Source organism: Phocaeicola sp. RTP21359st1_B8_RTP21360_211022, from assembly GCF_040911965.1.
In the GTDB taxonomy this organism is placed as follows: Bacteria; Bacteroidota; Bacteroidia; order Bacteroidales; family Bacteroidaceae; genus Phocaeicola; species Phocaeicola vulgatus.
Window position 1 is genome coordinate 1 of sequence record NZ_JBDFXP010000078.1, and the last position, 13,973, is coordinate 13,973.

At 44.9% G+C, this 13,973-nt stretch carries 12 protein-coding genes and 1 tRNA gene; 9 read left to right on the plus strand and 4 right to left on the minus strand.

Going from position 1 to position 13,973, the window contains the following annotated elements; all coding sequences use genetic code 11:
* Nucleotides 1-233: 233 nt before the first annotated feature.
* From AB5062_RS21760 to AB5062_RS21770, 3 genes are all read right to left on the minus strand, one after another.
* Nucleotides 234-1,376 (minus strand): acyltransferase, encoded by a 1,143-nt coding sequence (locus AB5062_RS21760; RefSeq protein WP_057098784.1) that lies wholly within the window; start codon nucleotides 1,374-1,376, stop codon nucleotides 234-236.
* A gap of 14 nt (nucleotides 1,377-1,390) precedes the next feature.
* On the minus strand, nucleotides 1,391-2,134 hold the full coding sequence (locus AB5062_RS21765; RefSeq protein ID WP_011965079.1) for an endonuclease/exonuclease/phosphatase family protein: 744 nt from the start codon (nucleotides 2,132-2,134) through the stop codon (nucleotides 1,391-1,393).
* Between the two features lie 140 nt (nucleotides 2,135-2,274).
* A complete protein-coding gene (locus AB5062_RS21770; protein ID WP_235290500.1) occupies nucleotides 2,275-3,651 on the minus strand; it encodes an MFS transporter in 1,377 nt (458 codons plus the stop codon).
* A gap of 277 nt (nucleotides 3,652-3,928) precedes the next feature.
* Here AB5062_RS21770 and metK point away from each other — a divergent pair, with 277 nt between their 5' ends.
* From metK to tyrS, 8 genes are all read left to right on the plus strand, one after another.
* The gene (gene metK / locus AB5062_RS21775) at nucleotides 3,929-5,221 is read left to right on the plus strand and encodes a methionine adenosyltransferase (RefSeq protein ID WP_057280304.1); all 1,293 of its coding nucleotides are present in this window, start codon (nucleotides 3,929-3,931) and stop codon (nucleotides 5,219-5,221) included.
* Nucleotides 5,222-5,335: 114 nt separating this feature from the next.
* Entirely contained in the window at nucleotides 5,336-5,923 is a 588-nt protein-coding gene (locus AB5062_RS21780) for a TIGR00730 family Rossman fold protein (protein ID WP_005843984.1), read from the plus strand.
* Nucleotides 5,920-6,732 carry a DUF4271 domain-containing protein gene (locus AB5062_RS21785; protein WP_057280305.1) on the plus strand — a complete coding sequence of 271 codons (813 nt, stop codon included), beginning with the start codon at nucleotides 5,920-5,922 and terminating at the stop codon, nucleotides 6,730-6,732. Before AB5062_RS21780 ends, AB5062_RS21785 begins: the two co-directional genes overlap by 4 nt.
* A 4-nt stretch (nucleotides 6,733-6,736) precedes the next feature.
* Complete coding sequence (locus tag AB5062_RS21790; RefSeq protein WP_007834273.1) at nucleotides 6,737-7,486, plus strand: uroporphyrinogen-III synthase; 750 nt, start codon at nucleotides 6,737-6,739, stop codon at nucleotides 7,484-7,486.
* A 102-nt stretch (nucleotides 7,487-7,588) separates the two neighbouring features.
* Nucleotides 7,589-7,981, plus strand: coding sequence for a ribonuclease P protein component (gene rnpA, locus AB5062_RS21795; protein ID WP_005843974.1), 393 nt, complete (start codon nucleotides 7,589-7,591; stop codon nucleotides 7,979-7,981).
* Nucleotides 7,978-8,199: a membrane protein insertion efficiency factor YidD gene (yidD, locus tag AB5062_RS21800; RefSeq protein WP_005843973.1), complete on the plus strand. Its 222-nt coding sequence runs from the start codon at nucleotides 7,978-7,980 to the stop codon at nucleotides 8,197-8,199. The genes rnpA and yidD overlap by 4 nt, the downstream gene beginning before the upstream one ends.
* A 14-nt stretch (nucleotides 8,200-8,213) precedes the next feature.
* Nucleotides 8,214-8,843 carry a TatD family hydrolase gene (locus tag AB5062_RS21805; RefSeq protein ID WP_005843971.1) on the plus strand — a complete coding sequence of 210 codons (630 nt, stop codon included), beginning with the start codon at nucleotides 8,214-8,216 and terminating at the stop codon, nucleotides 8,841-8,843.
* Between the two features lie 79 nt (nucleotides 8,844-8,922).
* Complete coding sequence (tyrS, locus tag AB5062_RS21810; protein ID WP_005843969.1) at nucleotides 8,923-10,215, plus strand: tyrosine--tRNA ligase; 1,293 nt, start codon at nucleotides 8,923-8,925, stop codon at nucleotides 10,213-10,215.
* A 124-nt stretch (nucleotides 10,216-10,339) separates the two neighbouring features.
* Here tyrS and AB5062_RS21815 read toward each other — a convergent pair whose 3' ends face one another.
* On the minus strand, nucleotides 10,340-13,594 hold the full coding sequence (locus AB5062_RS21815) for a S41 family peptidase (RefSeq protein WP_074783744.1): 3,255 nt from the start codon (nucleotides 13,592-13,594) through the stop codon (nucleotides 10,340-10,342).
* Between the two features lie 134 nt (nucleotides 13,595-13,728).
* Here AB5062_RS21815 and AB5062_RS21820 point away from each other — a divergent pair.
* A tRNA-Gln gene (locus AB5062_RS21820) sits at nucleotides 13,729-13,799 on the plus strand.
* The last annotated feature ends 174 nt before the right edge of the window (nucleotides 13,800-13,973 follow it).

Consider the following 13,973-nt stretch of genomic DNA (forward strand, 5'->3'; position numbering starts at 1 on the left):
TGATTCATTTTTATATATGGCAAAAATATAAGAATGAAAAATGGGCGACAAGATAGAATCGCGGAGACGCTTACTTCTGTTGAAATATCCTATGAAAGAATGATGAAGAATTTATGAGTAAATCAATCATGGTAAATAATTGATTATCAATACTTAATAACTAAATGAAGAATTTGAAGGAAATAATCAGCCAACTGGATACTGTAACTCCTTGTGTTTTGAATCCGTTGTTTTTACGCCACAAATCTTCTGGTCCATTTGCATGCATACATCCCTCTGACCACCAGGTAGCTGATGAGAAAGGCTGTTACGGCCATGCAAATAATGTGTATTATGGCAGGAATCCCCTGGGGCAACAGCGAGGCGAACAAGTCATACCCCATTTGCACGAAGACGAAATGACACAGATAAATGCCGAAGGTCATGGATGCCACTTTTGAAAGAACAGGCGAAGAAGGTATTTTAAGCTTCTGTATGCAGACAAAAACAGGAAATGTCATCATAAATACATTGATGCCGCCGAAAAGCCATACTATTTCCAGATAGGCGTAGTTTCCCGGAAAATATTCCTGCATGATGAGGTAGCCGCCGAAAGTGATGGCGTACCCTGTCACAAACATAGGGATACCGATAGCCAGGGTTTTTCTCCAACTCCATTGCAGCGGGTATTTTACCAGATAATGGGCCAGTATCAGATAACCGGTAAATCCGGAAACATAATAAAATGAACCGAATGCATTCCAGTCGCACACTCCCAGGATATCCATATTGCCCCAGTTGCCGATATATCCCAGTGCGGGAGCGGCCATCTTTATGTAGGGAAGGAACAAGGAGATGCCCCAGATGGAAAGAAATAGCTTGATATCTTTCCGGGTAGCACGCTCCAGCCATGCATGGAAGATGGGGATGATGAAGTAGAGCCCCACCAGCATATACAGATACCACAGAGGAGTGGTGTCATAGTTGAAATTGAAAATGAATGTCCAAATCTTCGTGATAGTCATTTCCAGGGTGAAGGCGGACATGTCTATGGTAGGATTGTCTGTCGTGGTGATGTAATTCAGATAAATGAAATACAATACAGGCAGCATGACCGACCAGAAGATAAGCGGGACAACAATGCGGCCGATCCGCTTTTTGTAAAATTCACTCATGCCGTTTCGTACAGGAAACAGCAGCACTCCTGTCATCATCACAAACAAGGGTACGCAACAGCGTACGGCACTTCCCAATGCGCACCCTTGCAGAAAAGTAGGACGGTCTGTGTCAAAACGTGCCACAAAAGGGTCACAGCAATGGGCGAATACAACTAAAAAACAGGCGGTGACGCGTAGCAAGTCTATCCATCCGATGTTCTCTCTTTTATTTATTTCCATATTCTCTGTTGGGCTTATTTTTGTTCAAGCACCACTACTAAGGGACGGTGATCTGATGCTACCGGTTCATTTACTACCTGTGCGGAGGTTACTGTGAAGCCTTTCATGTTCTGTTTCAGTGCTGTAATATAATCAATGGTTTCTGTAGGGGCGGGAGCCGGAAATGTATGCTGGTTTACGTCAGAAAGTATCTGAAAATCCTGTTGCAAGTATTTTATGAATGCGGATTCGGGTTCGGCATTCAGGTCGCCGGCCAGGAAAAAAGGTTTTTTGTGAGCGGCGGCAAAGTCTTTTATAAGCTCCAGTGAGGCCATGCGGTCTTCTTCGGTGAGAGACAGATGGGTGCAACAATAAATGTAGTTGTCGAACTCTGCCATAATCAGCGCACGTGCTTCTTCCCGTCCGGGAAGTGTCATGGTTTTCAGGCTGACGGGAATTTCTTTGGTGAGAAGTCCGATACCATATTTTCCTCCGTCGTAATCAATGGCAGGGGCAAAGTAAGCGTGCATTTGCGTACGTCCGGCTATCTCGCCCAGTACGTATTTTTGTCCGCTGCGGTGGGTCATGCTGTCCAGTTCCTGCAAGGCTACCACTTCGGGGTGGATATGATTGATTACATCGGCTATGCGTTGGAAGTCGCATACATCATCCATTCCGTTTGCATTTTTAATGTTATAGGTCATTAGCCGTAACGAATTTTGTGATTGTGCCGACAGGGCTAAAAGAAGGGTAAAAAGTAAGAGCAATGTCTTTTTCATATATTCATCAGGTTTTGATTGTTTAAATTCTCTCCAAAGATAGATAAATTCATTCTTTTTTTCTTTGCTCTCAAAGATAAAAAACAAGAGAAAGTTTTTATCAGAAAGGAAATGTTTCTGTTCAACAACTTGCCGGGGCTTTATTTCTTTCCTGCCGGAGAAGCCTGTGTCATACGGATACTGCTTACCACGCCTGCGGCAATGGCAAAGAATATGGCTAATAACAAACAAGCCTGCGCCCGATGTCCTTCGGCGAACATACGGAACAACAAAGCAACCAGTGTGGTTCCCAAAGTCTGACCTAACAGACGCGCCGTACCTAGTATACCGCTGGCTCCACCGCTTCTGTGAGTGGGCGCGGAAGAAACAATGGTTACATTATTGGGCGTCTGGAACAGCCCGAAGCCCATACCACAGAGTGCCATTCGCCAGATGATATTCCATTCTGCCGGATGTGGGGGAAGCAAATAGAGTGTGAATAGGCCGGTAGCGAAGATGGCCATGCCGATGCCTCCCAGCAATCCGGGATGTACTTTCTCTACCAGTCTGCCTGCAAGTGGTGCGGTCAGGATGGTAGCCAATGGCCAGGGGGTAAGTAGCAAACCGATCTGTACGGCGCTGTATCCCAATATATTCTGCATAAAAAACGGTAAGGAAACCATAGCCAGCATCTGGGCGGTGAATGAAGTGATGGAAGTACCGATAGAAAGAGCGAAAATAGGAATCTTCAGTAAGTCCACAGGTAGGATAGGGGTCGTTTTCTTCAGTTGGCGGCGGATGAAATAAGTGCCGATTATGATTAACAATACCAACTGGATGGCAATGAACTTTCTGTTTTCGGCGTGTGCAAAACCTTCCAAGGTATAAATTAACAACCCGAAGGTCAGTGCGTTGGCTATTGCACTGATTTTATCAAACTTGTGTTTTGTGTCTGAAGCCGGATTATGCGGTAAGAACCGATGTCCGATCACTAATGCAGCCAATCCCAAAGGAATGTTGATTACAAAAAGCCAGTGCCAGCTTCCCAATGCTAAGATACTGCCTGCAATGGATGGACCTGCGGCGGCCGAAACAGCTACCACCATGGCATTTACGCCCATTCCGCGCCCTAGTATCTGCGGCGGGTAAATTAAACGGATAAGGGCGGTATTGACACTCATTACACAGGCCGCCCCGAAACCTTGAATGATACGGGAGACAGTCAGCATCCAGAAAGAGTCCGAGAGGGCGCAGGCCAAAGAGGCGCCTGCAAAAATGGAGATGCCGGTCAGAAATATCCGTCTGTAACCGTAAATATCACCTAATGAGGCAAATGATAGCAAGGTCATGGTAATCACCAGTTGATAGGCATTGACAATCCAGATGGCATTGGAAGGGGTGACATTGAAATCGTGTGCCAGCGTGGGTAATGCGATATTCATAATGGTTCCGTCCAGTACGGACATCATGATAGCCAGCAGTACGGCTACCACTGCGAAATATTGTTTAGGTATAAATGCGGTCTTTTCTTTGCTCATGATGCAAAATTAACGGAAATCGGTCAGATTAGGTTTAATTTCTTCTAAATAATTACGATTCCAATGTTAAAGAACCGGGAATTTATAGAATGGTTAAGGAATAATGCTTATCTTTGCAGCCGTTAAAAACAGTGGAGAGATTTGAGTAGCTTGCAACCACAGAAAAAAATGCTAAAAAATACATTGACTTTCTTATTTACATTTATCTACTCTGATAACTTCCCAAGGTGGTTAACGAATTAACTTTTAATTTTTAATTCTTAATTTTCAATTTAGAATGGGATATTTATTCACATCCGAATCGGTGTCTGAAGGACACCCCGACAAAGTGGCCGATCAAATATCGGACGCTGTGCTTGATAAACTGTTGGCGTTTGACCCCAGTTCGAAAGTAGCTTGCGAAACCCTGGTGACTACCGGACAGGTAGTGCTGGCTGGAGAAGTGAAAACCAAGGCGTATGTAGATTTGCAGCGCATTGCACGTGAAGTGATTAACCGTATCGGTTATACCAAAAGCGAATATATGTTCGAAGGAAACTCCTGCGGCGTATTTTCTGCCATTCACGAACAAAGTGCGGATATCAACCGTGGCGTGGAACGCGAGGACCCTATGAACCAGGGTGCGGGCGACCAGGGAATGATGTTTGGTTATGCTACCAATGAAACGGAAAACTATATGCCGCTGTCACTGGACCTGGCTCATAAACTGTTGATGGTACTGGCCGAAATCCGTCGTGAAGGGAAGGTGATGACTTATCTTCGTCCCGACGCCAAGAGCCAGGTTACTATTGAATACGATGATAACGGCAAGCCGGTACGCATTGATACGATTGTGGTTTCTACCCAGCATGACGAGTTTGTAACCCCGGCTGATTCTTCCAAAGAAGCTCAGTTGAAGGCTGACGAAGAGATGTTGGCCAAGATTCGTCAGGATGTGATTGAAATCCTGATGCCACGTGTCATTGCCGGAATTCATAATGAAGAAGTATTGGCTTTGTTCAATGACCGGATAGTTTATCATGTGAACCCTACAGGTAAGTTTGTGATCGGCGGTCCTCATGGAGATACCGGTTTGACCGGCCGTAAGATTATTGTGGATACATACGGTGGAAAAGGTGCTCACGGTGGCGGGGCGTTCTCAGGAAAAGACCCCAGTAAGGTAGACCGTAGTGCTGCTTATGCAGCACGCCATATCGCAAAGAATATGGTTGCTGCCGGTGTTGCCGATGAAATGCTGGTGCAGGTGTCATACGCCATTGGCGTGGCCCGTCCTATCAATATCTACGTAAATACGTACGGCCGCAGCAATGTGAAACTGAGCGACGGAGAGATTGCTAAGAAAATAGACCAACTGTTCGATCTGCGTCCGAAAGCCATTGAAGAGCGTTTGAAACTGCGTAATCCTATTTATGAGGAAACAGCTTCTTACGGTCACATGGGACGTGAGCCGAAAGTGGTGACCAAGACATACGAATCCATGTATCATGAAGCAAAGACGCTGGAAGTGGAACTGTTCACTTGGGAGAAGCTGGATTATGTGGATAAGATAAAGGAAGCGTTCGGTTTGTAAGAAACGGATTCGAATATGGTGATGTATACGGGCGAATTCAATTCGTTCCTGCGGCAATGAGCGTCATTGGCTGGCAGGGGAGGATTGGATCCGCCCGAAAACATAAGGATTTATATGAATGATATAAAGAATGTATGTGTATATAGTGCGTCCAGCACAAAGATAGCGAAGGTGTATTTTGATGTAGCGGAAGAATTAGGACGTCTTCTGGCTGAAAAGAAGATCAATCTGATTAACGGGGCAGGCTGTATCGGCCTGATGGCGGCTACTTCAGATGCGGCATTGGCTGCAGGCGGTACGGTGACGGGGGTAATCCCTCATTTTATGGTGGAGCAGGGGTGGCACCATACAGGGCTGACCCGATTGATTGAGACGGAAACCATGCACGAGCGCAAACGGATGATGGCCGATTTGTCCGATGGCGTCATTGCATTGCCCGGAGGTTGCGGCACATTGGAGGAATTGCTTGAAATCATCACCTGGAAGCAGTTGGGGCTTTATCTTAATCCGATAATCATCTTGAATATCAACGGGTTTTACAACCCTTTGCTTGAAATGCTGCAAAGGGCGGTGGAGGGTAATTTTATGCGTAAAGAGCATGTTGCGATCTGGAAGGTGGCTTCAACAGCCGAAGAAGCGATAAATTTGCTCTATACAACGCCTGTTTGGAACAAAGAAATACGTAAATTTGCAGCGATATGAGTGAAACCTGCCATCCCGGAATAGCGTATATTCTCCAACTTTATACGGAAGAGCAGAGCCGTGTTGATACGGCTTTGACACACAACGTGTGTCATACGTCCAAGGAAGACGGGATGAGAGGAATGGAGTTGCCCTATCAGCTGCGTTCGGACTGGATGGTGACCAGCGTGCTGTTTCTTTGCTTTATCCTGGTATCATACGTGCTGGCACATGGCAAGAAACATCTTGAACAGCAATTTAAGAATTTTGCTTTGTCTAAAGAGCGTGCCAGTTTGTTTGATGATACTACCGCATCTGATGTGCGTTATACATTGGTGCTGATATTGCAGACCTGTATATTATCCGGTTTTTGTGTGTACGATTATTTTTCGGACCATGACCTGCTCCTTTTTCGTACGGTTCCTCATTGTTTATTGCTAAGTATTTACATTGGTTATGTAGTTTTTTTCTTTGTCATCAAATGGCTTCTTTATAGCTTTGTAAATTGGATTTTCTTTAACAAAACACGCAATATTATTTGGCTGGAATCTTACTTTAATGTTGTAATCGGAGCCGGATTTTTACTTTTTCCAATTGTACTTTTGATTGTGTATTTCGATCTGTCACCGCAAATTGCTCCTTATTTTATCGGTTTTGTTATAATAATTGCTAAAATTCTGCTGTTTTATAAGTGCTTTAGTAACTTTTTCAACAAATTTCATGGTGCTTTCCATTTAATTCTGTACTTTTGTGCCCTTGAAATACTCCCTGATTTTGTTCTGTGGAAAGGGATTATCTTAGCGAACAACATTTTGGTTTTAAATTTTTAGTACATTGAAAATAAAAAAAGTCCTCGTATCTCAGCCGAAGCCGACTTCTGAAAAGTCGCCATACTATGATATTGCTGAGAAGTACGGTGTGAAAATTGATTTCCGCCCGTTCATCAAAGTTGAGAGCTTGTCGGCCAAAGAGTTCAGACAGCAAAAAGTCTCTATTCTTGATCATACCGCTGTGATTTTTACATCGCGGCACGCTATTGACCATTTCTTCAATCTGTGTGCAGAATTGCGTGTTACTGTGCCCGAAACAATGAAATATTTCTGTACGTCCGAAACCATTGCTTTGTACATTCAGAAATATGTTCAGTATCGTAAACGTAAAGTATTCTTCGGCGCGACCGGTAAATTCGCAGATTTGGTGCCTTCTATCGTAAAGCACAATACGGAAAAATATTTGGTGCCGATGTCTGATGTACACAATGATGAGATCAAGACTTTATTGGATAAAAATAAAATTCAGCATACGGAGGTAGTGATGTATCGTACGGTAAGTAATGATTTCACTCCCGAAGAAGAGTTCGATTACGATATGCTGTTGTTTTTCAGTCCTGCAGGAATCAATTCTTTGATGAAGAATTTTCCGGAGTTCGACCAAAAGGAAATTGCGATAGGATGTTTTGGTCCTGCTACTGCTAAAGCGGTAAAGGATGCCGGATTGCGGTTGGATCTGGAAGCTCCTACTGTAGAGGCTCCGTCCATGACTGCGGCATTGGATATGTTTATCCGCGAGCGTAATAAGGATTAATTTTTAGTTTATATCCCAAAACCGGGGGTTTTGTATCAATAAAGTTGTAACTTTGTGATTCGAAACCCTCGGTTTCTTTATTTTAATAAAAGAAAGAAGATTATGGTAGAATATACACTCGGTAAAAAAGAGCGTCTGAATAGTAAGACATTGATTGAGCGTCTTTTTTCAGGTGGAAGCAAGTCTTTTCCGGCTTTTCCGCTACGTGTGGTGTATATGTCGGTAGAGCCTGTGGAGGAAGATATGGCGGCAGCTTCCATTCTGATCAGCGTGCCCAAGAAGCGGTTCAAACGTGCGGTAAAGCGTAATTTGGTGAAACGTCAGGTACGTGAGGCTTATCGGAAGAACAAGCATTTGTTGCTGGATGCGCTGGCTTCCCGGAACAAAAGACTGATTATCGCCTTTATATGGCTGGATAACCATATTCATTCTTCTGCCGAAGTGGAGGAGAAAGTGAAGAAGCTGCTGTTTCATATAGTGGAAAGGCTGGAATGAAAAAGATACTTTCCTATCTGTTGCTGTTGCCTGTTTATTTCTATCGGGGGTACATTTCTCCAATGACTCCTCCTTCATGCCGTTTTGTACCTACCTGTTCGGAATATGCCATCGAGGCTATTAAAAAACATGGTCCTTTCAAGGGATTGTATCTGGCTGTCCGCCGGATATTGCGTTGCCATCCGTGGGGCGGGTCGGGCTATGATCCGGTTCCGTAAAATCTGTTGTCCTTATGTTGCTGGATATTCATACGCATCGCAATGCTGCTGTACCGGGAGAATGCATTTTCAATGTAGAGCCTGCATGGTTTGAACCTGTGGAAGGGTGTTATTATTCTGTAGGCATTCATCCGTGGAAAGTTTTGGAAGCTGGTCCGGAAGATTGGACAACGTTGGAAAAGGCGGTCTGTCATCCCTCTGTTCTGGCGATAGGAGAGGCGGGTTTGGACCGTTTGGGGCCGGCAGATATTCTGTTGCAAAAAGAGGTGTTTGTCCGACAAATTTTATTGAGCGAGTCAGTAGGAAAACCGTTGGTTATTCATTGTGTGAAGGCGTTTAATGAACTGATTGAACTGAAAAAGAAGTATCGTCCGCAGATGCCTTGGGTGGTACATGGTTTCCGTAATAATCTGCATATTGCCTGCCGGCTGATGCAGGAAAACATTTATTTTTCGTTGGGAGAAAGATATCAGCCTGATGTGTTGCGGCACGTGCCTTTAGAATGTTTATTGGCCGAAACGGATGAGAGCACGCAGGATATCCGTATGGTGATAGGACGGATGGCGGAAACGAAGAATGTGGAAGTTTCCTTTCTGTGCGATAGGATAGATGAAAATGCACGGAAAATCTTTTTTCGGCAATAAGAGTTGTTTCTTCAGATAAAGAGTCGTACTTTTGTGGCATTTAAAGTATAAATCAAACATTTAAATAGATAATCATTCGATGAATTTTGTAGAAGAATTAACATGGCGTGGAATGGTGCACACAATGATGCCGGGCACCGAAGAGTTATTGGCTAAAGAACAAGTGACAGCTTATCTGGGTATTGACCCTACGGCTGATTCTCTGCATATCGGCCACTTGTGTGGTGTGATGATGCTACGTCATTTCCAGCGTTGCGGTCATAAGCCGTTGGCATTGGTGGGCGGCGCGACCGGTATGATCGGTGACCCTTCCGGCAAATCGCAGGAGCGCAATTTGCTGACCGAGGAAACATTGCGTCATAATGTGGCTTGCATCAAGAAACAGCTGGCTAAGTTCCTTGACTTTGAGAGCGATGCTCCTAACAAAGCCGAATTGGTGAATAACTATGACTGGATGAAGGATTTTACTTTCCTGGACTTTGCCCGTGAGGTAGGGAAGCACATTACAGTGAATTATATGATGGCTAAGGATTCTGTACAGAAACGTTTGAACGGTGAGGCGCGTGACGGTTTGTCATTTACAGAATTTACTTACCAGTTGTTGCAGGGATACGATTTCTTGCATCTTTATGAAACAAAGGGCTGCAAACTTCAGATGGGTGGTTCGGATCAATGGGGTAATATTACTACCGGGGCCGAGCTGATTCGCCGTACTAATGGCGGTGAAGTGTTTGCATTGACTTGTCCGTTGATTACAAAGGCCGATGGTGGTAAGTTCGGTAAGACTGAGTCTGGTAATATTTGGTTGGACCCCCGTTATACTTCTCCTTACAAGTTCTATCAGTTCTGGTTGAATGTAAGTGACGAGGATGCCGCACGTTATATAAAGATTTTCACTTCGCTGAGTCAGGAAGAAGTGGAAGCATTGACAGCAGAACATGCTGAAGCTCCGCATTTGCGTGTATTGCAGAAGCGTCTGGCTAAGGAAGTAACTGTGATGGTTCATTCGGAAGAAGATTACAATGCTGCTGTTGAGGCATCGGGCATCCTGTTTGGTAACGCCACTTCCGAAGCGTTGAAAAAGCTGGATGAAGACACGTTGCTGGCAGTGTTCGAAGGTGTTCCTCAGTTTGAGGTGTCACGAGATGCATTGGCCGAAGGTGTGAAGGCAGTAGACTTGTTCGTTGATAATGCCGCTGTTTTCGCTTCTAAAGGTGAGATGCGTAAGCTTGTACAGGGCGGTGGCGTTTCATTGAACAAGGAGAAATTAAGTGCCTTTGACCAGGTGATTACGACTGCTGACCTGCTGGATGAAAAATACCTGCTGGTTCAGCGCGGAAAGAAGAACTATTATCTGGTGATTGCCAAATAAGAAAAAAGAGAACTTCTTTTATAAATAAAAAGGGGATATTCAGTAAATGTCCCTACAAACAAAAACCGGAAGAAGAAAACCTGTTGTTTCTCCTTCCGGTTTTGTTTGTATCTTTTCTTTCGTCTTATTTTCCGTCTATCTCTTTCAACAGCTCGTCTACCGCAGCTTTCAATTGTGTGTCTTCACCTTTCACTACTGTTTCCGGTGAATTGGCCACTTTGATATCCGGCTCTAATTGTGAATTTTCCAGATAACTTCCATCCGGCAAGCGATAGCCGATAACAGGAATGCCGAATACCAGTGTCGGATCCTGCAATGTTTCCCAAGATACGCTGGTCATGGTTCCCGGTACAGGCATACCTACCAGCTTGCCTATTTTTTGATGGCTGTATACCCACGGAGTGCCGTGTGCGTTACTGTAGTTGGCTTCACACTGCACCATGATACTCGGCTTGTTCCAACGGCGGCTGGGCATATCGCAAGCTTCACGTCCGCGAACTACCTGTGTAAAGTATTTCTTTCCGCTGAACAGGATCTCAATATCCTCGTGCAAACGTCCTCCGCCATTGAAACGGGTATCGATGACGATACCTTCACGGTTATTGTACTTGCCCAGAATATCCGAATAAACGGAACGGAAGCTGTCATCTCCCATGGATTCAATGTGCACATATCCCAAACGGCCGTTCGACCATTTGTCTACATCGGCTGCCCGTTGTTTTACCCAGCGTGCATAGAGCAGATCGCTCATTACACCATTGCTGACAGGAACAACTACTTCTTCCCAACGTTCTTTGGTCTGCGGGTTATAGAGCGTAACCAGTGTTTTCTTTCTGGCTTTACCGTTCAGCAGAACAGAGTAATCGCTTTCGGGAGTGATTTCCTGGCCGTCGATCTTTTCAATGATATTTCCGGCCTTCACTTTGGAACGGGCGTGGTCGAAGGGGCCTTTTTCCACTACTTCAGAAATCAACAGACCTTTGCCGTTATGATTCCAGTCATACAGTAATCCTAAGGTAGCGGTGGCATCTCCTTTCAGTTGCGGACGGAAACGTCCTCCGGTATGTGAAACGTTCAGTTCACCCAGATATTCGCTCAGTAATTCCGCAAAGTCATAATTATTATCGATATGCGGCAGGAACTTGCGATAGGCTTTGGTCATGGCATCCCAGTCTATTCCGTGCATGTTCAGGTTGTAGAAGCGTTTCTGTTCTTGTTTGTATACATGGTTGAACATATAGTCACGTTCGGCTGCGAGGTCCATTTTCACGTGGGCTTGATAGCTGATGGGCTTCAAACTTTCAGAATCAGTACCCATTTTCTGCATCGTGTTACTGCCTAGCAAGAACAAGTTCTTTCCATCCTTGTCCATTTCCATGTTGGCCCATCCGGCATCCATTTTATGGAGTAACTTGGTATCTTTCTTGCGCAGATTCATTTTCCACAGGTCATAGCCGCCTTCAAAGGCAGAGAGGTAATATAAGGTCTCGCCGTCTTTGGTGATAATGGCGCTCCCCAAATCGGAAGAGTTGGGAGTAAGGCGTACGATGCGGTCCTCTATGTTGTTCAGTTCCACCACAATGTCCTTTACTTTTTCCTCTTTCTTCTCTTCGGATTTTTCTTTGTTATCACCTTTCTTTTTATCGTTTTTCTTGGCTTCGGTTGTGTTCTTTTGTTCTTTTTCCAGTTCTTTCTGCAATTCGTAATCTTCTTTGCTCAGTCGGAATTTGTCGTATGCATCCTGGTTCATAAATACCAGCATCACATCGTTCAGTGATCCCCATGAGGCATGGGCACGCATACCATAACGCTCGGTAATGAATAAAATGGCATTACCATCCAGTACCCAGCGGGGGGAGCCACTGGTATAGCCGCTATTGGTCAGATTGATAATTTTTCCTCCTTGTGCACTTACCATACCTATATCGGAATATGGATCATGCCGGTTTCCGATAAATTCCAATGTGAACCATTTGCCGTCCGGCGACCATGAATAGTCAAAGCCACCGCCGGTACTGAACCAGGTGGAACCGTCAGTGACCTGACGTACTTTTTTGGTTTCCAGATTAAGCACCATCAACCGGTTACGGTCTTCTATAAAGGCTAGTTCCTTCCCATCCGGCGAGAATTGCGGATAGGTACGTTCTGTCTTGTCCGAAGGCAGGAGTACTTCTTCTTCAATGGCAGTCGCATTGGGGAAGTTGGCTTCCTCCTTACGTGCAATCTTGGCCATGTAAAGTTCCCAGTTTCCGTTGCGTTCACTGGCGTACGCCAAAGTACGGTTGTCCGGTGAGAAAGTAAGTCCTGCTTCACGGGCAGGGGTATGTGTGATTTGCTTGGTGGTATTATAATCGGCGGAAGTGACGAATACTTCACCTCGTACAATGAAAGCAACTTGTTTGCCGTCCGGTGATACGGTAGCTGAGGTTGCTCCGTTACTGAAATTCAGATCCGCTATTGTATTTTGGTCATCACGGATGATATCGATTTTGACTTTCTGCGGTTTATCTCCTTGTTTTTGAGTGTATATTTCTCCATCATACGTATAACAGAGAGTGCCGTTGCTGCCCATTGACAGGAAGCGGACCGGATGGGTCTTGAAATGGGTGACCGTTTTCAATGATTGAGGACTACTTATCGGAAAGGAATATACGTTGAATGTACCTCCGTCTCGTTCGCTCAGGAAATAAACGGTTTGCCCGTCGGGCGCAAATACAGGGTTACGGTCTTCGCCTGCATGGGCGGTCAGGTTGGTATGCTTGCCGTTTTCCGAATCATATAACCATACGTCACGGGTGATGGACGAGGTGTGGTGTTTGCGCCATTCGTCTTCAAAACCTTTGCGGTCTTGGTAGAGAAATGTTTTTCCTGATTTGTCAAAGCAGACCATTTCTGCGGGAGTACCCAGCACCTGTTCGGTACGTCCGCCGGTTACCGGGACTTTGTATAGTTCTGTCATGGCCGAGGTAGGGAACAAGGCACTGTTGGCAGGGTCTTGGATAGAGGCCGAGAACAGGATATAGTTGCCGTCGGTGGTGAAGGTTGACGGTATTTCGGAAGCCGAATGGGTGGTAAGGCGCCGGGCTGCTCCGCCATCGGCCGACATGACGAACAGGTCGAAATTGCCATTGCGGTCACTGGCGAAGGCAATCTGTTTACTATCCGGTGACCAGATGGGGCTGCACTCGTATGAGGCTTGTGTAGTGAGTTGGGTGGCAGTTCCTCCGTTGGAGGGTACTTTATAGATATCTCCTTTATAACAGAATGCAATTTCCGTGCCGTCGGGGGAAATTTGCACGTCACGCAGCCATAAAGGTGTAGCTGCATAACTGCTTGCTGCAACAAGGCTTAAAGCAAGGCAAGTTAGAAGTTTTTTCATGTATTTATTTCTTTTAGTTTGTACGCAAAGTTAAGCATTTGCACTTTATTGCAAAAAAAAGTGCGAAAATATTTGGAATATATTGCAGGAAAAACGTATCTTTGCACCGCTTTCTAAGGAAAGCACATAATGATTGGACTATGGTGTAATGGTAGCACAACAGGTTTTGGTTCTGTTTGTCCAAGTTCGAATCTTGGTAGTCCAACAGTTTTCAATCCGAAATGAAACAAAAGCCCGTTAAACATACAGTTTGACGGGCTTTTTTCGTATCGGATCATATCCTTTAATATAGTCAATACAAGAAGGGCTCAGCGGAAATTTCTGGTTGGTAAGTTTTAAAATTAGCTATCTTTGCTTACCTTTGTTTTATGAAACCCGA

Excerpts from the sequence above, each read along its gene's own strand:
- AB5062_RS21780 (WP_005843984.1), top strand. The coding sequence starts at position 5,336 with ATGAATGATATAAAGAATGTATGTGTATATAGTGCGTCCAGCACAAAG.
- metK (WP_057280304.1), top strand. The coding sequence starts at position 3,929 with ATGGGATATTTATTCACATCCGAATCGGTGTCTGAAGGACACCCCGAC.
- yidD (WP_005843973.1), top strand. The coding sequence starts at position 7,978 with ATGAAAAAGATACTTTCCTATCTGTTGCTGTTGCCTGTTTATTTCTAT.
- AB5062_RS21785 (WP_057280305.1), top strand. The coding sequence starts at position 5,920 with ATGAGTGAAACCTGCCATCCCGGAATAGCGTATATTCTCCAACTTTAT.
- tyrS (WP_005843969.1), top strand. The coding sequence starts at position 8,923 with ATGAATTTTGTAGAAGAATTAACATGGCGTGGAATGGTGCACACAATG.
- AB5062_RS21760 (WP_057098784.1), bottom strand. The coding sequence starts at position 1,376 with ATGGAAATAAATAAAAGAGAGAACATCGGATGGATAGACTTGCTACGC.
- AB5062_RS21765 (WP_011965079.1), bottom strand. The coding sequence starts at position 2,134 with ATGAAAAAGACATTGCTCTTACTTTTTACCCTTCTTTTAGCCCTGTCG.
- rnpA (WP_005843974.1), top strand. The coding sequence starts at position 7,589 with ATGGTAGAATATACACTCGGTAAAAAAGAGCGTCTGAATAGTAAGACA.
- AB5062_RS21815 (WP_074783744.1), bottom strand. The coding sequence starts at position 13,594 with ATGAAAAAACTTCTAACTTGCCTTGCTTTAAGCCTTGTTGCAGCAAGC.
- AB5062_RS21770 (WP_235290500.1), bottom strand. The coding sequence starts at position 3,651 with ATGAGCAAAGAAAAGACCGCATTTATACCTAAACAATATTTCGCAGTG.
- AB5062_RS21805 (WP_005843971.1), top strand. The coding sequence starts at position 8,214 with ATGTTGCTGGATATTCATACGCATCGCAATGCTGCTGTACCGGGAGAA.